Genomic DNA, 18,400 nt, shown 5'->3' with positions numbered 1-18,400 from the left:
TATACATAACATATTGTTGTATTCTGATTGGAAAATTAACAATCATTTATTTTGGGGATTTTAAATAAGATCCGCTGTAAAATCTTTCACGGACCTTATTTATATTACATTTCGTGATTACACAACCCCATTGACGCACCTATGATGTAATAGAGATCTTGCCACCGAACATATACAAGCTCGCTACCAACATATGATGTATCTTCATTTCCACGTCGCAGTAACTTACCATTTTTTAGGCTTTTAAATTCATGGTTCCCAATTTTATCAAGTGTAAGTGTTGAAGGAAGAACAGAGCGAAAAGGTTCGATATAAACAGTGTCGTCCCCAACCAACATAAACTCATCGAATAGATGAGAAAAATTCACCATATGCTCGCCTAATATTAAAGAGTAAAATTCATCTTTAATCAGGTTAATGCTGATTTCACCTTTATCATATTCTTTAGTCGTTTTGTCTAAGTGTTTAATCTCATCTTCATATTCTGGAGGATAAAAAACCAATGCAGATATATGCGATTTTTCATGAAGCCATTCAACGGCATGAGGGAGTAACTCATCAAGGCTAACAGGCGAAACATTCCTGTTGGGAACATCTCCATCTTCTTTTAACTGCTTACGTAGCCTCAAAAAGCTACTAGTTTCTCTGCAAATAAAAGGATAGTCGATATACATGACACGATACTTTGCTGGTTTTCTTTGCATGATCTCCATGTATGTGTCCCTAACCTCTAAAACACATGCATTACAATCATTAACAATTTGGCGTCCAGTAAACCTAATTAAAGTGAACCCAGCTCTTGTAAGATATCTCTGTCTTTTAGAATCTTTGTCAAGTTGTTCTGGACTAGAGTGATAATCATGCCCATCCAATTCAATTATCAAGCGTGCATCCATAAAAATAAAATCAACACGGTAACGAAAATGCTTACTTTTATCACCAAACCATGTTTCACTTTCAATTAAATCAGCAAAATCGCCTAGTTCTTTTGTAAATTCATCTTCAATATAGGAAGGAGGTCTATTTCTATACCAAGATGGGCCTTCACCTGATATCGGTCTACCTATGTTAGGTTCCATGTGCATTCTGTTTCCTAAAATTATTCGTCAGGATAAATGTATATTACTAATAATGAATTTAAAAGAGATTTGTGATAACAGGACTTCATCAGGATTTGTGTTTTACCCAGTGGATCCTAATTAATTTAGGAACAAGTATTAATGTCCGCTTTTGTCACAAAGTGGACCTTGAGGAATAAGTTCTATCCTCGTGGTTCACTAAGTGCAGTAAGTTCTACTCGAATCCTGCTACCCAATTGTCCAACATATCCGCCCATTCCTGCATCATCACTTTACGCTCATCAAGATAAGTTGCATGGTTGTATGTGCGACGAACATTGTTGGTATCAGTGTGCGCAAGTTGGGCCTCAATAGCATCAGGTCGATAGCCCATCTCGTTTAAACGCGTACTTCCTGTAGTTCGGGTAGCATGGGGACTATAAATGCCACTCCATCCGAGGCTTTTAAGTAGCTGGCGCAGGGAGTGCGATGTCATTGGACCTAGCGGATTATCTCTGCCCGGGAAAAGGTGCTGCCGATGCCCGGTTAATCCCTTTAGTGTTCTGAGCATTTTGACAGCTTGGAAGGGTAGGGGAATAACGTGTTCTCTGCGGGCTTTCATTCGCTCTGCCGGAATGGTCCATAGGGCGTTATCAAGATCGAATTCTCTCCATTCTGCTTCGGTGGCTTCTGCAGGACGCGCCAATGTCCACCACATAAGCCACATGCAATAGTTAACCTGATAAGAGCCACGACTATTATCAAAACAGCTTAGTAACTTTCCGATTTGCTGAGGATTTAGTGCCTGTTTGTGCTGTGTCTTATTAGCCGGAAGGGCCTTACGCACAGGCCATACGGGATCGCTATCAGCTCTAAGCGTCGCGACTGCCAACTCAAAAACTGATGAAATGGTGCGACGGGCTTCAGCGGCAACTGTCGGTGCTCCTCGTTTGGCTGTTTCCTGAAGAATTTTAAGGATATGGTGTGGAGTGATCTCTCTGACAGGGAGCTTACCGATAGCGGGGAAAACTACACGCTCAAGCATATCGAGGCGGCGAGTTTTGGTGATTTCGGCCCAGTCTTTCATCTGCAACCACTCTTTGGCGATTAGCTCAAAGGTGTTGGAGGCATCATTGACCTTGCGAATCTTATCTAACTGGCGAGCTTGTGTTGGGCTAACTCCATCCGCGACCTGCTTTCGCGCTTGCTCGCATTTTTCGCGAGCTTCGGCAAGTTTGACTCCGGGGTACTCACCTAGCGCAAACATGCTGGATTTACCGTTGAGTTTAAACCGATAGCGCCATGCCTTTTTGCCATTGGGTTTCACTTCGAGGTAGAGACCGTTGAAATCATTGAGTCGATAGAGTTTTTCTTTCGGCTTGGCAGTGCGGCATTGCGTATCAGTGAGCATAACGGAGCCTTGTTTATTTATTATACCGTTATTGTACTCACTTAAAATGAAGATGGAAGAATGTTGTACTCATCCATGTACTCATTTTTTACAGCGTTGTTACGAGATGAATTGAGACATTGTGAAATGAAAAATCCACGCAACTGCGTGGATTTTATAGTTTTTTGCAATTCTCACGAGATTCAGTAAAACCCCATGAAACAACAAATTTTATTTAGACGTTGAACAGGAAGTTCATGATATCGCCATCTTTGACGATATAGTCCTTACCTTCGGCACGCATTTTCCCAGCTTCTTTCGCACCTTGCTCACCTTTATAGGTGATGAAATCTTCAAACGCGATGGTTTGTGCGCGGATAAAGCCTTTCTCGAAGTCGGTATGGATTTTACCGGCTGCCTGCGGAGCCGTGGCACCGACAGGAATGGTCCATGCACGGACTTCTTTCACGCCAGCGGTGAAGTAGGTCTGCAGGTTCAGCAATTCGTAGCCAGCACGGATAACGCGGTTCAGGCCCGGCTCTTCCAGACCCATTTCAGCCATGAATTCTTCACGATCAGCATCATCGAGTTCTGCGATATCAGCTTCAACGGCAGCGCAAACGGCAACTACAACAGAACCTTCAGCTGCCGCGATTTCGCGTACTTTATCGAGGTACGGGTTATTTTCAAAACCGTCTTCGTTGACGTTGGCGATATACATTGTTGGCTTCAGCGTCAGGAAGCTCAGGTATTTGATGGCCGCTTTGTCTTCGTCAGTCAGCGTTTTCAGTGCGCGCAGCATGCCAGCGTTTTCCAGCTGTGGCAGGCATTTTTCCAGCGCAGCCAGTTCTGCTTTAGCGTCTTTGTCGCCGCCTTTAGCCTTCTTCTGCACGCGATGGATAGCGCGCTCGCAGGTATCGAGGTCGGACAACGCCAGCTCGGTATTGATAACTTCAATGTCGTCAGCCGGATCCACTTTGTTATTAACGTGGATGATGTTGTCGTTTTCAAAGCAACGCACCACGTGGCCGATAGCTTCGGTTTCACGAATGTTGGTCAGGAATTGGTTACCCAGACCTTCACCTTTGGACGCACCTTTTACCAGACCGGCAATGTCGACGAATTCCATCGTTGTTGGCAGGATACGCTGCGGTTTGACGATTTCAGCCAGCTGATCCAGACGCGGATCGGGCATCGGGACAACACCGGTGTTCGGCTCAATAGTACAGAACGGGAAGTTTGCCGCTTCAATACCCGCTTTTGTGAGCGCGTTGAACAGGGTGGATTTGCCTACGTTTGGCAAACCGACGATACCGCATTTGAATCCCATGTTTAAATCACCTTAATCTTTTGATATTCAACCTGTTATGGAAAACAGATTGTAGAAATGTAAATAACTTTGCCTATTATACACAGCACGCGAGAAAAATGCCGCACATCGCTGCTTATTGCGCTTTAAAGGTGTGTAACCGGCTCGTCGCTTTGGTCAGGCCATCTTTGAACAAAATCTCGGTACAACGTGCCGCTTCGTCAATCGCTTCATCAATTAACTTCTGTTCTGAAACAGGCGGTTTGCCTAAAACAAATCCGACAACTTTGTTTTTATCGCCCGGATGGCCAATTCCAACGCGTAAACGATGAAAGTTGGGGTTATTACCTAACTTGCTAATGATGTCTTTCAGGCCATTATGTCCGCCATGACCGCCGCCAAGCTTAAATTTGGCCACGCCAGGTGGCAGGTCTAATTCGTCGTGTGCGACCAAAATTTCATCGGGGTTAATACGATAAAAACTGGCCATCGCACCGACAGCCTTGCCGCTCAGATTCATAAATGTGGTTGGCACCAGCAGACGGACGTCTTCACCTTCAAGCGTAACTCTGGAGGTGTAGCCGAAGAATTTCGGCTCATCGCGCAGGGGTGCGCGTAATCTTTCTGCCAGCAGATCGACATACCATGCGCCTGCATTGTGTCGCGTTGCCGCATACTCTGCGCCGGGGTTCGCCAGGCCGACAATCAATTTAATCGCCACGTGTTTTGTCCTGAGTGTTTCGATAAACGACGTGTAGTTTACTGTCTGACGATGCTGTTGACAAAAAACTGCGTGCTTATCGCCAAAAGCTGAATAATTGCACAAATGGACTATTAGAAAATGAGTATGTTCAGTGGCTTATTTGTAAAGTTATGTTGCATGAGTGTTTGTAATTGTGATCGCTCCCGCACTTGCGAACGGCAGTGTTGTCTATACTTTACACATAAGGATTAGGGGTATTCCCTGTAACAACCCAAAGTTCCGGAGGTGACACATGAAACGCAAAAACGCTTCGTTACTCGGTAACGTGCTCATGGGTTTAGGGTTGGTGGTGATGGTGGGTGGTGTTGGTTACTCTATTTTAAACCAACTGCCGCAATTTAATCTGCCACAGTTTTTCGCACATGGTGCCGTGCTCAGTATTTTTGTTGGTGGTGTCCTCTGGTTGGCAGGTGCCAGAGTGGGGGGGCACGAACAAATCAGCGATCGTTACTGGTGGGTGCGCCATTATGACAAACGCTGCCGTCGCGGTGATACCAATCATCGGCATAACTAAATAATTCTCCCAACTCGGAATGCAGTTGTTTGAACACAAAGTCCTGGTTGAAAAACCAGGGCTCTGTTTGTTCGTCATTCCTGCATAAAACGACGTCTACTCATGGTGGTATGCAAAGAAGCGTTATTCGAATAACCGATAATGTAACGCTTTGATCGCGCTGTCTGCATTGTCAGCGGGCAACAGGATGCTCAGGTTGTCGTTTGATGCCCCATGGCAAATCATTCGTACCGTATGCTCTTCAAGCCAGGCAAAAACGTCTTTGCAAACTCCCGCAGCCTGTGTGAGTTGATTCCCCACCAAAGTGACCAGCGCCAGTCCGGTTTCCACTTCCACGCGACAGTGGGAGGACAAGGCGGTAAACAATGCGGTGGTCAGCACATGGTCTTCACCTGAGGTTGCATGAGTGGCGTCCAGCGCCAGCGCAATACTATTCTCTGAGGTTGTAACCAAATCCACTGCGACCGCGTGGCGAGCTAAAATGGCGAAAGACTGCGCCAGGAAAGAACAGGAAGGTTGCGTCTCCAGACTGTGTAACCGCAACAGCGTCTGTTTACGACGCACGGCGAGCGCGCGATAGCGAGGTGGATTATCGGTGGTGTTGTGCACCAGCGTACCTCCGGCGGCAGTATCCTTACTTGAGCCAACAAAGACCGGAATGCTTTTACGCATTGCCGGGAGCAGTGTCGCCGGGTGGAGGACCTTCGCACCGTAGGCGGCCATATCGCTGGCCTCGGAAAACGAGATGTGGTCGATTCGTTTGGCCCGTGGCGCAATGCGTGGATCGGTGGTGTAGATCCCTGCGACGTCGGTCCAGATGTCAACGCGTGTAGCGTGAAGCGCCTCACCGAGAAGTGTTGCCGTGTAATCACTACCGCCGCGTCCAAGCGTTGTGGTGTGTCCTGCGGCATCACGCCCGATAAATCCCTGAGTCACCATAATCGCTTGCTCAAGACGATGACGCAGGTGAGTCTCCACCTGGTGGTGCAGTGTGCCAAGCTCGGGTTCGGCACAGCCGAAGTTCGAGTTAGTACGCATCACGCTGCGGGCGTCAAACCACCCGGCCTCGGCATGCCGTTCACGTAAGACTTCAGTAAACAGTAGCGAGGACATCAGCTCGCCATGGCTGACTAATTCATCGCTTAACGCATCAGACGGTGAAACCATCGCCGTTTGTGCAAGACGACGGATATTGTTGAGAAGATTATCGATTTCCGTGCTGATAACGGACGGCTGCTTCAGGCGGGAAATAATGTTGTATTGGATGGCGCGTAAAGTCTCAATCTTATCTGATTGTTGATGTGTTTCCAGACCTTCAGAAAGCTCAACCAGTAAGTTTGTCACGCCTGCTGAAGCAGACAAAACGACTAAACGGACATCTTGATCAGCAAGGACAATGCTGGCGCTTCGGTTCATCGCATCAAAATCAGCGACGCTGGTGCCGCCAAATTTGGCAACGACGGATGGTGGATAAATGCGAGTCATAACAATCTCATATCAGGGCGCCATAAAAGTATGGCTAGAAAATTTTCATTCTCGGCATAAGGGAACGAAGTTCACCTTACGAAATGTCCGCCCGCGAACATTTCTGCTGACAACCCAGGGAATACCTGTTGTCGATAACGAGTGTCGCCTGTACGCGTTACCGGGTGCTGCGCATTAATTTATCTACATAGCCTGTAAATAAGCGCGCCATACTAAGTGATTTATATTTAGGGATCGACTTTTTTATTCGATTTATCGACAAATAAGTGAAAAATCATGTCGTCACAAGATATCACGAGCATCATTAATGGTAAAAACGTGTAAAAAAATAATAAAAACACGAAAATTTCATGGTTTTTATTACATTGTCGGCGTTGCAACTAGCTACAATATTGTTAATTAAATAGCTATATTTCTTTAGGATTTAGTAATAGCGAATAATTCTTATGCTTTGAATTTAAAGGGAAAAGTTGTTATTTTTGATGCCGAAAAATAAATGATTGAGTCCTAAGCTAAAACAACATATATTAGCCGCGCTTTTTTACAGGTAATCCTTATAACCATTTATTCAATCAGGCGTTAATCTACACCTGGTTGTAGGAGTGATATGATGACGGATAAAGTCCGTATTGATACTTTAAGTGCTAATTCATTACCACAGAGCAATGATACCTTTTTAGCAAGACAGGCTGAGTTTGAATCTAATGTCCGCAGCTATCCACGTAAACTGCCATTAGCGATCGCTAAAGCGCAGGGCGTCTGGATTACTGATGTAGAAAATAATCAATATCTTGATTGCCTGGCAGGTGCCGGAACCCTGGCGCTTGGCCATAACCATCCTGAAGTGCTGCAGAGCATTCAAAGTGTCATCACAAGCGGCTTACCGTTACATACGCTTGACCTTACCACGCCGTTAAAAGATGAATTCTCATCATATTTACTTTCTTTATTACCGGGCCAGGGCAAAGAATATTGCCTGCAGTTCACCGGTCCGTCCGGCGCAGATGCTGTTGAAGCCGCGCTGAAGCTGGCGAAGAAAGTCACCGGCCGTTCCAGCATCATCAGTTTCTCCGGCGGCTACCACGGGATGACCCACGGCGCGCTGTCCGTGACCGGGAACCTGTCGCCGAAAGAAGCGGTCAGCAACATGATGGCGGAAGTGCAGTTTATGCCGTATCCGCATCAGTACCGTTGTCCGTTGGGTATCGGCGGCGAAGCTGGCGTCAAAGCATTAACTTACTACTTCGAAAACCTGATCAACGACGTTGAAAGCGGCGTGCGTAAACCGGCTGCCGTGATCCTCGAAGCGGTGCAGGGAGAAGGTGGCGTGAATCCGGCTCCGGTCGAGTGGCTGCAACGCATTCGTAAAGTGACGCAGGAACACGGCATTCTGTTGATCATCGATGAAGTTCAGGCTGGCTTTGCACGTACCGGTAAACTGTTCGCCTTCGAGCACGCCGGTATTGAGCCAGATATCATCGTGATGTCCAAAGCGGTTGGCGGCGGTCTGCCACTGGCGGTACTGGGCATTAAAAAGCAGTTCGATGCGTGGGCTCCGGGCCACCACACGGGTACTTTCCGCGGCAACCAACTGGCGATGGCGACCGGTCTGACAACGCTGAAGATCCTCAAAGGCGACAAGATTGCCGATAAAGTTGCTGCCCAGGGCGAGTGGCTGAAAGGCAAACTGGCTGACCTGCAGAAACGCTACCCGGTTATCGGCCAGGTGCGCGGTCTGGGTCTGATGATCGGCCTGGAAATCGTGAAGCCGAACGAAGCGCAGGATCACATGGGCTGCTACCCGGCCGATGGCGAGCTGTCCGCGTTGCTGCAGAAAAAATGCTTCGAAAACGGGCTGATTCTGGAGCGCGGTGGCCGCAACGGTTGCGTACTGCGCCTGCTGCCGTCACTGCTGATCACCAACGCTGAGCTGGAAATCTTCCTCGATAAATTCGAAAACGCCCTGCTGGGCGCTGGCGTGAAGCCGGTTTAAACGGAGTTGGATCGAATGTCAGACGTAAACCCGATTCTGTCCGGCTCGGCGCAAAGCATCGCCGCCTATCAGGACGCTATCGAGCAGAGTACGCAAGCGGTCGTTGAATGGTTGAAGCAGCCTGAGATGTATCAGGGTAAAACCGTTGAGCAACTGCGTGAACGTATCAACCTGAATTTTACGTCTCAGGGCCTGGGCAACCAGGCCGCTATTGAGCGTGCGGTTGAATACTTTCTCAAAGACAGCTTGTTGGTTCACCATGCGCAGTGCGTGGCGCATCTGCACTGCCCGAGTCTGGTAATAAGCCAGGCGGCGGAAGTGCTGATCAACGCCACCAACCAGAGTATGGACTCCTGGGACCAGAGCCCGTCGGCCACCATCATTGAGATCAAGCTGATCGAATGGCTGCGTGAGCAGGTGGGCTATGCGGCAGGCGATGCGGGCGTATTCACCAGCGGCGGCACCCAGAGCAACCTGATGGGCCTGATGCTGGCGCGCGACGCCTTCTTTGCTCGTCAGGGGCATTCCATTCAGCAGGATGGTCTGACCGGTGATCTGAGTAAAATCAAAGTGTTCTGCTCTGAAAGCGCGCACTTCTCCGTGCAGAAGAACATGGCGCTGATGGGGCTGGGCTACCGTTCTGTCACCCAAGTGAAGACCGATGCGTTTTCACGCATGGATCTGACTGACCTGAAAGACAAGCTGGCCCAGGCGAAAGCCAACGGCGAGCAGGTGATGGCAATCGTCGCCACTGCCGGTACTACCGATGCGGGCGCAATCGATCCGTTAGCGGATATTGCAGCGCTGGCGGCAGAACATCAGATCTGGATGCACGTAGATGCAGCATGGGGCGGGGCGTTACTGCTTTCTGATAAGTACCGTGACTTCCTGAACGGCCTTGAGCTGGCAGATTCCGTGACGCTGGATTTCCACAAGCAGTTCTTCCAGACCATCAGCTGCGGTGCGTTCCTGTTAAAAGATGCGCGCCACTACGAGCTGATGCGTTACCAGGCGGCGTACCTGAACTCTGATTTCGATGAAGAGGCTGGCGTACCAAACCTGGTATCGAAGTCGCTGCAGACCACGCGTCGTTTTGATGCGCTGAAGCTGTGGATGGGCCTCGAAGCGCTGGGCAAAAAGCAGTATGCCGAAATCATTGATAATGGCGTAACGCTGGCGCGCGATGTTGCTGAGTTTGTCAAAACCCAGCCGCATCTTGAGCTGGTGATGGAGCCGCAGCTGGCAAGCGTGCTGTTCCGCTTCCGCCCGCAAAATGACGACATGGCGTTTGTTGCGCTGCTGAACCAGCGTATTGGCGACGTTCTGCTGGCTTCTGGTAGCGCCAACGTCGGTGTGACCGAAGCTGATGGTGTCACCTGCCTGAAGCTGACGCTGCTCAATCCGACCGTGTGCCTGGAGGATGTCAAAGTCCTGCTGGCAAGCGTGAAGGCAACGGCTGAGCAACTGCTGAACGCGTAAGCAATAAGCTTGTTATAAAAATGGCTCCCACGTACGGGAGCCATTTTTTTTGTCTGTCATTTGTCATCCGCCGGCGTTTCGCCTGACTGGGCTACACGTTAGCGGATATCCGCCAGCGCGGCGTCTTTATTCGGGAAAAACGTTAGGCGCCCGGCAATCGGCTGAATACCCGCGCGCGCCATGGTACGTAGCGGCTGGAATTCCAGATTACTGATGCGTAATTCACAACCTTCCGGCAGACGTTTTACAAAGCGCTGGAAAGCGTCCAGACCACCGGCATCCAGTACCGGGACCGCATCCCACTTCAGGACTACGATGCGTTTACCTTCAATACGCGACTCGAGATCGGTAAATAGTCCTTCCGCCGCGGCAAAGAATAGCGGACCAATAACGCGCAGCACCAGCACATCGTCCGGTACGTCTACGTTGACCGGTGCCAGACGCGTCATGCGCGCAATACGACGCATAAACAGCAGAGAGGCGAGAACGATACCGACGCTGATGGCAATAACCATGTCGAACAACACCGTTAGCGACATACACATCAGCATGACGATAATGTCGTCTTTCGGCGCATGACGCAGCAAATCCACCACTTTATGCGCTTCACTCATGTTCCATGCCACCATCAGCAGCAGGGCGGCCATGGCGGAAAGCGGTAACCAGGAAAGCAGCGGTGCAAGTACCAGCAGGGCGAGGATCACCAGAATCGCATGGATAACCGCAGAGACTGGCGAAGTCGCCCCGGCGCGGACGTTTGCTGCGGAGCGGGCAATTGCCGCAGTGGCGGTGATACCGCCAAAGAACGGTGCCACGATGTTACCCAGCCCCTGGCCAATCAACTCGCTGTTAGCTTTATGCTTGGTGCCGGTCATCCCATCGAGTACGACGGCGCACAGCAGAGATTCAATTGCCCCCAGCATCGCCATCGAGAAAGCTGCCGGTAATAGCGCCTGTAACGAGCTCCAGCTCAGGGTAAAGTTTGACTCCGGCATATTCCACGGCAGAACCAGCTGCGGCAGCAGTTGTGGGATACCATTACCCTGTGAGCCGTCAGCCAGAATGTAGTGGAACTGAGAACCAATGGTGGCGACATGGCCGCCGGTCAGGTTCACGATACCCATTACCGCACAGCCTGCCAGCAGTGCGGGAAGGTGGCCCGGCAGTCGGATCCCCAGGCGCGGCCAGAAAATCAGGATCCCCAGCGTCACTACGCCAATGGCGGCATCGCCAACGTTGATGGTTGGCAGGGCCATAAACAGCGCGCCGACCTTCTGCAGATAGTGCTCCGGGACATGGGCCATTTGCAGACCGAGAAAATCTTTTATCTGCATGGTACCGATGGTGATACCAATACCTGATGTAAAACCTAACGTTACCGACACGGGGATATATTCGATCAGGCGACCAAAACGAGCGAGGCCGAAAAGGATCAGGAATATCCCGGACATGAGCGTGGCAACCAGCAGGCCTGCCAGCCCAAACTGTTGCGACACCGGATACAGAATCACCACGAAGGCGGCGGTTGGGCCAGATACGCTAAAGCGCGATCCCCCGGTAAGGGCGATGACAATCCCAGCGACGGCTGAGGTATACAGGCCGTACTGCGGCGCAACGCCACTGCCTATTGCCAGGGCCATCGCCAGCGGAATGGCGATGATCCCAACGGTTATCCCGGCGATCAGGTCACGGGTAAAGCGAGAGGCAGTATATTTTTCTTTCCAACAAGCGTCGATGAGGGCGCGGAAAGGCATCACATGTGAGGAAAATAATCTGTTCACAATAATGTTTCATCCATGAGCGCATCATCTGTCAACTAAATGGCAGGTGAAGGAGGCATAAGTCATACAAATAAGTATTACAGATAAAAAAACCCGCCGCAGCGGGTTTTTGAGCCGGGCTCGATTAATGCTCGAACATAGCAGAGATGGATTCTTCGTTGCTGATACGACGAATCGCTTCGGCCAGCATACCCGACAGGGTCAATGTACGCACGTTTGGCAGCGCTTTGATTTCGTCAGTCAGTGGAATAGTGTCACAGACAACGACTTCATCAATCACTGAGTTACGCAGGTTGTTTGCCGCATTGCCTGAGAAGATCGGGTGAGTGGCGTAAGCAAATACGCGTTTTGCACCACGTTCTTTCAGTGCTTCTGCTGCTTTGCACAGCGTACCGCCGGTATCGATCATGTCATCAACCAGAACACAGTCACGACCTGCAACGTCACCAATAATGTGCATCACCTGAGAAACGTTCGCACGCGGGCGACGTTTGTCGATGATAGCCATGTCGGTATCGTTCAGCAGTTTAGCGATAGCGCGGGCACGCACGACGCCACCGATGTCCGGAGAAACCACAATCGGGTTGTCCAGGTTCAGCTGCAGCATGTCTTCTAACAGGATCGGGCTACCGAATACGTTATCAACCGGTACGTCGAAGAAGCCCTGGATCTGTTCAGCATGCAGGTCAACGGTGAGGACGCGGTCAACGCCAACGCTGGACAGGAAATCAGCGACGACTTTAGCGGTAATCGGTACACGAGCGGAACGTACGCGACGATCCTGACGTGCATAGCCGAAGTAAGGAATAACGGCGGTGATACGGCCTGCGGAAGCACGGCGCAGCGCATCAACCATAACGACCAATTCCATCAGGTTGTCGTTAGTAGGGGCACAAGTGGACTGGATGATGAAAATATCACCACCGCGTACATTTTCATTAATTTGTACGCTGACTTCGCCGTCGCTAAAGCGACCTACAGCGGCGTCGCCGAGTGAAGTGTACAGGCGGTTGGCAATACGTTGTGCTAGTTCCGGGGTGGCGTTACCAGCAAAAAGCTTCATATCAGGCACGAGAAGAACCTCAGGCATGCGTCCATTGGTGGAAAGAATCTGCCGAAAACTGTGCGGGCCAGGCAGTATCCTCTCCATGCGGTGTATTAAAGAGCGCGATGCAACGTCTGGAACAGGGTGACGTTGTCACCGCAACTCAGCTTGCCCGGCTTACTCGTTATCTTTCGCGTTTCATTTGTGCTGGCATCAATTCCTCACACCAGCTACATACTGAAGTTGTATGCATCTGGCGATTCGTCATTTCGCCATTTTCCTGAAACCCGAAGGATTTAGAGTAACGCTCTGTGCAATGGGGAGAGGTTGACGCCTTTCGCCACAAAGCCTTTGAGCCATTCCGGGGCTTGCTCAAGCACCTGGCGAGCACGAGACTCAGTGTCAAATTCAGCAAAGACACAAGCCCCTGTACCAGTCAGGCGCGACGGCGCGTATTCTAACAGCCAGGAAAGCGCCGCATCAACCTCGCGAAAACGTTTTCTTGCGATAACCTCGCAATCATTGCCGAATTCACATTTTAGTAACGTTTTTATTGACCTTTTTGGCGTGTTGCGCGGGAGGTCGGGATCGTTAAAAATCACCGGCGTCGGAATACTGACTCCCGGGTGTGCAACCAGATACCATTTTTCCTCTGGCTCGACCGGTGTCAGAATTTCTCCTACGCCTTCGGCAAAGGCCGCATGGCCGCGCACGAACACGGGAACGTCGGCCCCCAGCGTTAAGCCGAGTGCCGCCAGTTCATCAACCGAAAGTCCGCACTGCCAGAGATGGTTCAGCGCCACCAGAACGGTCGCCGCATTAGACGAGCCTCCGCCAAGGCCGCCGCCCATCGGCAGGCGTTTGTCGATACTGATGTTCGCACCGCTCCCTTTGGTAAGGCGATTGCTTTCAGATGCCGCTTTCATCAGCAAACGTGCCGCGCGGACGATCAGATTATCTTCATGCGCAACGCCTTCAACCGGGGTTAACAGGTGAATTTCGCCGTCGCTACGTGGTGCAATATCTATCGTGTCGCCATAATCAAGAAACTGAAATAAGGTCTGCAGCGTGTGGTAACCGTCCGCACGCTGTCCAGTAATGTATAAAAACAGATTCAGTTTCGCCGGAGAGGGCCAATGGGTCATCATTTCACAATCCAGTTGTCCATTTTGAGCTTAATACGCTGTGAGCCGTCGGATAGCTCCATGTTTGCTGGCATCGCGGGCTGGGTTTTGCTGTCGTAGGCGCTATAGACGACTTTCCAGTTTTTACCGTCTTTGCTGTAGTTCACTTCACTGAGGCGATATTGGTCGTCGAGCTTGTAATCGGTGGCGTCACCCGGCAGACCAAGGATCCACTGGCGCAGGCTGTTCAAAGGAATAGGCATGCCGGTCAGTTTACCAATCATCTCTTCGGCGTCGTCGGCGTTATAATGCTTGCCTTTGTTATCGACCAGTTCGACGTTGCCCGGCTGCGCATTGAGTTCCAGTTCAGTGCTGCCCAGTGGGTTGGTCAGCAGGAGACGATAGCGATCCTGACCGGTTTGCTGCCAGAAAAAGCGGGCATACACTTTCTGTTGATCGGAAATATACGCAAACGCACCACGCGTCTGATACTGGTTCAGGGCGCGAACTTCCTGCTGGTGCTGGCGCCATTGTGGGGAATCGGGGCTTTTACCGGGACCTTTCGGCGCGTTGAGCGTACAGGCAGTAAGAACCAGGGCCGCCAGCGGCAGCAGGCGAATCAGGCGAAAATCAGGCAGGGTCATAGTGATGACAAATCCTTGAGATACGTTGCAGTTATAACTCTTAATGCTAGCGCCGCCATCAGACGTCGTCTACGTTCAAGTTATCTTAAATCGCTCAAATTTGTGCACTAAGCTATTACTCCAAAAGGGGTCAGTCTCTTTTATTGACCGCACGCATCCTGTATGATGCACCCAGTCTAACCTTATCAACGCTGGTACTATTCCCGCACACATGACCCTTTTAGCGCTTGGTATTAACCATAAAACGGCACCTGTATCGCTGCGAGAACGCGTAACGTTTTCGCCGGATACGCTCGATCAGGCGCTGGACAGCCTGCTCGCGCAGCCAATGGTGCAGGGCGGGGTAGTGCTGTCGACGTGTAACCGCACGGAGCTGTATCTCAGCGTTGAAGAGCAGGATAACCTGCAAGAAGCGCTGGTTCGCTGGCTGTGTGAATACCATAACCTCAATGAAGAAGATCTGCGCAACAGCTTGTACTGGCACCAGGACAACGACGCAGTCAGTCATTTGATGCGTGTTGCCAGCGGTCTGGATTCACTGGTGCTCGGTGAACCGCAAATTCTGGGGCAGGTGAAAAAAGCGTTTGCGGATTCGCAAAAAGGTCACCTGAACGCCAGTGCGCTTGAACGCATGTTCCAGAAATCATTCTCTGTCGCTAAACGTGTACGTACAGAAACTGACATCGGTGCCAGTGCCGTGTCGGTGGCGTTTGCCGCCTGTACCCTGGCGCGGCAGATATTTGAATCGCTCTCCACGGTAACCGTGCTGTTGGTCGGTGCGGGCGAAACCATCGAGCTGGTCGCGCGACATCTGCGCGAGCACAAAGTGAAGAAGATGATCATCGCCAACCGTACGCGTGAGCGTGCGCAGGTGCTGGCGGATGAAGTCGGCGCTGAGGTGATTTCACTGAGTGATATCGACGCGCGTTTACAGGATGCCGATATCATTATTAGTTCTACCGCCAGTCCGCTGCCGATTATCGGCAAAGGAATGGTGGAACGTGCGCTTAAAAACCGCCGCAATCAGCCTATGTTGCTGGTGGATATCGCCGTACCGCGCGATGTCGAGCCGGAAGTGGGTAAATTGTCTAACGCCTATCTGTATAGCGTTGATGACCTGCAAAGCATCATTTCGCATAACCTGGCCCAGCGCAAAGCGGCGGCGGTGGAAGCCGAGACGATAGTGGAGCAGGAAGCCAGCGAGTTTATGGCCTGGTTACGCGCCCAGGGCGCAAGCGACACTATCCGCGAGTATCGCAGTCAGTCAGAACAGATCCGTGATGAACTGACCGCCAAAGCGTTGGCCGCTCTTCAACAGGGCGGTGATGCGCAAGCCATTATGCAGGATCTGGCCTGGAAACTGACCAATCGCCTGATTCATGCACCAACCAAATCACTTCAACAGGCCGCCCGTGACGGGGATAGTGAACGCCTGAATATTCTGCGCGACAGCCTCGGGCTGGAGTAGCAGCACACCAATCTTATTTTTACAGGGTGCATTTACGCCTATGAAGCCTTCTATCGTTGCCAAACTGGAAGCCCTGCATGAACGCCATGAAGAAGTTCAGGCGCTGCTCGGTGATGCGGGTACTATCGCAGACCAGGATCGCTTTCGTGCGCTGTCGCGCGAATATGCGCAATTAAGCGATGTATCTCGCTGTTTTACGGACTGGCAACAGGTTCAGGAAGATATCGAGACGGCTCAGATGATGCTCGACGATCCTGAAATGCGTGAAATGGCGCAGGATGAACTGCGCGAAGCAAAAGAGAAATGCGAGCAACTGGAACAGCATCTGCAGGTCCTGCTGTTACCTAAAGATCCCGATGACGAACGTAACGCCTTCCTCGAAGTGCGCGCGGGAACCGGTGGTGATGAAGCGGCGCTGTTTGCCGGCGATCTGTTCCGCATGTACAGCCGTTACGCTGAATCGCGTCGCTGGCGGGTTGAGATCATGAGCGCCAGCGAAGGCGAGCATGGCGGATTTAAAGAAGTCATTGCCAAGATTAGCGGCGAAGGCGTTTACGGGCGACTGAAGTTTGAGTCCGGCGGCCATCGTGTGCAGCGCGTACCTGCGACTGAATCACAGGGGCGTATTCATACCTCTGCCTGTACGGTCGCGGTTATGCCGGAACTGCCGGATGCCGAACTGCCGGACATTAACCCGGCCGATCTGCGTATTGATACCTTCCGTTCATCAGGCGCGGGCGGTCAGCACGTTAACACCACCGACTCCGCAATTCGTATTACCCACTTACCGACCGGTATCGTGGTGGAATGCCAGGACGAACGTTCACAGCATAAAAACAAAGCGAAAGCGATGTCGGTGCTGGGGGCGCGAATTCGTGCCGCCGAAGTGGCAAGACGTCAACAGGCGGAGGCCTCTGAGCGTCGTAACCTGTTGGGCAGCGGCGATCGCAGCGATCGTAACCGTACCTATAACTTCCCGCAGGGTCGTGTGACCGATCACCGCATTAACCTGACGCTCTACCGTCTGGATGAAGCGATGGAAGGCAAACTGGATATGCTGATTGAGCCGATTGTCCAGGAATACCAGGCCGACCAACTGGCGGCGTTGTCCGAGCAGGATTAATGGATTATCAGCACTGGCTGCGTGAAGCGATTAGCCAATTACAGGCAAGCGAAAGCCCGCGCCGTGACGCCGAGATTTTACTCGAGTTCGTTACTGGCAAAGGGCGCACCTTTATTCTGGCTTTCGGCGAAACGGAGTTAACCGAGGCGCAGCGTCAACAGCTTGATACGTTACTGGAGCGACGCCAGCGGGGTGAACCGGTGGCACACTTAACCGGTGTGCGCGAGTTCTGGTCGTTGCCGCTGTTTGTGTCTCCAGCCACGCTTATTCCGCGTCCGGATACCGAGTGTCTGGTGGAGCAGGCACTGGCTCGCCTGCCGGCTTCTGCGTGTCGTATTCTTGATTTGGGAACCGGCACGGGTGCCATTGCGCTGGCACTGGCGACTGAACGTCCGGATTGCGCGGTGACGGCGGTCGACCGTATGCCGGATGCCGTAGCGCTGGCTATGCGCAATACGCAGCACCTGGCTATCGACAATGTTCGTGTGCTGCAAAGCGACTGGTTTAGCGCTTTGCAGGGGCAGCAGTTTGACATGATTGTCAGCAATCCGCCGTATATCGACGAACAGGATCCGCACCTGGCGCAAGGCGACGTTCGCTTCGAACCGCTGTCGGCGCTGGTGGCGGGCGAGCAGGGGCTGGCGGATATCGTGCATATCATCGACCAGTCTCAGAACGTGTTAATGCCTGGCGGCTATCTGTTGCTGGAACATGGCTGGCAGCAAGGTGAGGCCGTGCGCGATGCCTTTACTCACGCGGGTTATCTGGCGGTTGAAACCTGCCGTGATTACGGCGGCAACGAAAGAATTACGCTTGGGCGCCTCTCGTAATGAGTACCTTCAGTGTGTTACTCAACGTTCATCTCATCAGCATTGCGCTTTCCGTTGGCCTGCTGACGCTGCGTTTTTGGTGGCGTTACACCGACTCGCGCCTTGCCAGTGCGCGCTGGACGCGCATCGTGCCGCCGGTTGTCGATACCGTTTTATTACTCAGCGGCGTGGCATTAATGGTTAAAGCGCACATCCTGCCATTCACTGAGCACGGGACATGGCTGACTGAAAAGCTGTTTGGGGTTATCATTTACATCGTTTTGGGTTTTATTGCGCTCGATTATCGTCGGGCGCGCAGCCAGCAGGCGCGATTAGTCGCATTTCCGCTGGCGCTGGTGGTGCTGTACATCATCATTAAACTCGCCACCACAAAAATACCGTTACTGGGGTAAGC

General features: G+C 51.5%; 16 protein-coding genes. 7 read left to right on the top strand and 9 right to left on the bottom strand.

Annotated features, from left to right (window positions below):
- Positions 1–104 precede the first annotated feature (104 nt).
- The 4 genes from BZK41_RS05300 to pth all read right to left on the bottom strand — a co-directional run bounded on the left by BZK41_RS05300 (position 105) and on the right by pth (position 4,478).
- Positions 105–1,085: a DUF559 domain-containing protein gene (locus BZK41_RS05300; protein ID WP_216350671.1), complete on the bottom strand. Its 981-nt coding sequence runs from the start codon at positions 1,083–1,085 to the stop codon at positions 105–107.
- A 208-nt stretch (positions 1,086–1,293) separates the two neighbouring features.
- Positions 1,294–2,469 (bottom strand): integrase arm-type DNA-binding domain-containing protein, encoded by a 1,176-nt coding sequence (locus tag BZK41_RS05295; protein ID WP_079937427.1) that lies wholly within the window; start codon positions 2,467–2,469, stop codon positions 1,294–1,296.
- A gap of 214 nt (positions 2,470–2,683) precedes the next feature.
- Positions 2,684–3,778 carry a redox-regulated ATPase YchF gene (gene ychF, locus BZK41_RS05290; protein ID WP_003020818.1) on the bottom strand — a complete coding sequence of 365 codons (1,095 nt, stop codon included), beginning with the start codon at positions 3,776–3,778 and terminating at the stop codon, positions 2,684–2,686.
- Between the two features lie 115 nt (positions 3,779–3,893).
- Positions 3,894–4,478 carry an aminoacyl-tRNA hydrolase gene (gene pth / locus BZK41_RS05285; RefSeq protein ID WP_003020814.1) on the bottom strand — a complete coding sequence of 195 codons (585 nt, stop codon included), beginning with the start codon at positions 4,476–4,478 and terminating at the stop codon, positions 3,894–3,896.
- A 274-nt stretch (positions 4,479–4,752) separates the two neighbouring features.
- Between pth and ychH the strand changes: the two genes are divergently transcribed.
- Positions 4,753–5,034, top strand: coding sequence for a stress-induced protein YchH (ychH, locus tag BZK41_RS05280; protein WP_079937426.1), 282 nt, complete (start codon positions 4,753–4,755; stop codon positions 5,032–5,034).
- A gap of 123 nt (positions 5,035–5,157) precedes the next feature.
- Here the strand turns inward: ychH and lysC are convergent, their stop codons facing one another.
- Complete coding sequence (gene lysC / locus BZK41_RS05275; protein ID WP_079937425.1) at positions 5,158–6,519, bottom strand: lysine-sensitive aspartokinase 3; 1,362 nt, start codon at positions 6,517–6,519, stop codon at positions 5,158–5,160.
- A gap of 607 nt (positions 6,520–7,126) precedes the next feature.
- On the opposite strand from lysC, the gene BZK41_RS05270 reads away from it, so the two are divergent.
- A complete protein-coding gene (locus BZK41_RS05270; protein ID WP_079937424.1) occupies positions 7,127–8,512 on the top strand; it encodes a diaminobutyrate--2-oxoglutarate transaminase in 1,386 nt (461 codons plus the stop codon).
- Between the two features lie 15 nt (positions 8,513–8,527).
- The gene (locus BZK41_RS05265; protein ID WP_079937423.1) at positions 8,528–9,991 is read left to right on the top strand and encodes an aspartate aminotransferase family protein; all 1,464 of its coding nucleotides are present in this window, start codon (positions 8,528–8,530) and stop codon (positions 9,989–9,991) included.
- A gap of 98 nt (positions 9,992–10,089) precedes the next feature.
- On the opposite strand, the gene dauA is transcribed toward BZK41_RS05265, so the two are convergent.
- From dauA to lolB, 4 genes are all read right to left on the bottom strand, one after another.
- On the bottom strand, positions 10,090–11,772 hold the full coding sequence (gene dauA, locus BZK41_RS05260) for a C4-dicarboxylic acid transporter DauA (RefSeq protein ID WP_079937422.1): 1,683 nt from the start codon (positions 11,770–11,772) through the stop codon (positions 10,090–10,092).
- A 124-nt stretch (positions 11,773–11,896) separates the two neighbouring features.
- On the bottom strand, positions 11,897–12,844 hold the full coding sequence (gene prs, locus BZK41_RS05255) for a ribose-phosphate diphosphokinase (RefSeq protein WP_001518537.1): 948 nt from the start codon (positions 12,842–12,844) through the stop codon (positions 11,897–11,899).
- 269 nt (positions 12,845–13,113) lie between these two features.
- A complete protein-coding gene (gene ispE / locus BZK41_RS05250) occupies positions 13,114–13,965 on the bottom strand; it encodes a 4-(cytidine 5'-diphospho)-2-C-methyl-D-erythritol kinase (RefSeq protein WP_079937421.1) in 852 nt (283 codons plus the stop codon).
- Positions 13,962–14,585 (bottom strand): lipoprotein insertase outer membrane protein LolB, encoded by a 624-nt coding sequence (gene lolB / locus BZK41_RS05245; protein ID WP_079937420.1) that lies wholly within the window; start codon positions 14,583–14,585, stop codon positions 13,962–13,964. Before lolB ends, ispE begins: the two co-directional genes overlap by 4 nt.
- A 211-nt stretch (positions 14,586–14,796) precedes the next feature.
- Between lolB and hemA the strand changes: the two genes are divergently transcribed.
- The 4 genes from hemA to sirB2 are packed head-to-tail and all read left to right on the top strand — an operon-like array spanning position 14,797 to position 18,398.
- Positions 14,797–16,053, top strand: coding sequence for a glutamyl-tRNA reductase (gene hemA, locus BZK41_RS05240; RefSeq protein WP_003833420.1), 1,257 nt, complete (start codon positions 14,797–14,799; stop codon positions 16,051–16,053).
- A 40-nt stretch (positions 16,054–16,093) separates the two neighbouring features.
- Complete coding sequence (gene prfA, locus BZK41_RS05235; RefSeq protein ID WP_003020786.1) at positions 16,094–17,176, top strand: peptide chain release factor 1; 1,083 nt, start codon at positions 16,094–16,096, stop codon at positions 17,174–17,176.
- Entirely contained in the window at positions 17,176–18,006 is an 831-nt protein-coding gene (prmC, locus tag BZK41_RS05230) for a peptide chain release factor N(5)-glutamine methyltransferase (RefSeq protein WP_079937419.1), read from the top strand. Before prfA ends, prmC begins: the two co-directional genes overlap by 1 nt.
- Positions 18,006–18,398: an invasion regulator SirB2 gene (gene sirB2 / locus BZK41_RS05225; RefSeq protein WP_079937418.1), complete on the top strand. Its 393-nt coding sequence runs from the start codon at positions 18,006–18,008 to the stop codon at positions 18,396–18,398. The genes prmC and sirB2 overlap by 1 nt, the downstream gene beginning before the upstream one ends.
- Positions 18,399–18,400 lie beyond the last annotated feature (2 nt).

It is taken from the genome of Citrobacter sp. A316 (assembly GCF_002042945.1).
Taxonomy (GTDB): Bacteria; Pseudomonadota; Gammaproteobacteria; order Enterobacterales; family Enterobacteriaceae; genus Citrobacter; species Citrobacter portucalensis.
Note: the sequence above shows the minus strand (reverse complement) of the source record. Positions and strands in the feature narration are given on the sequence as shown.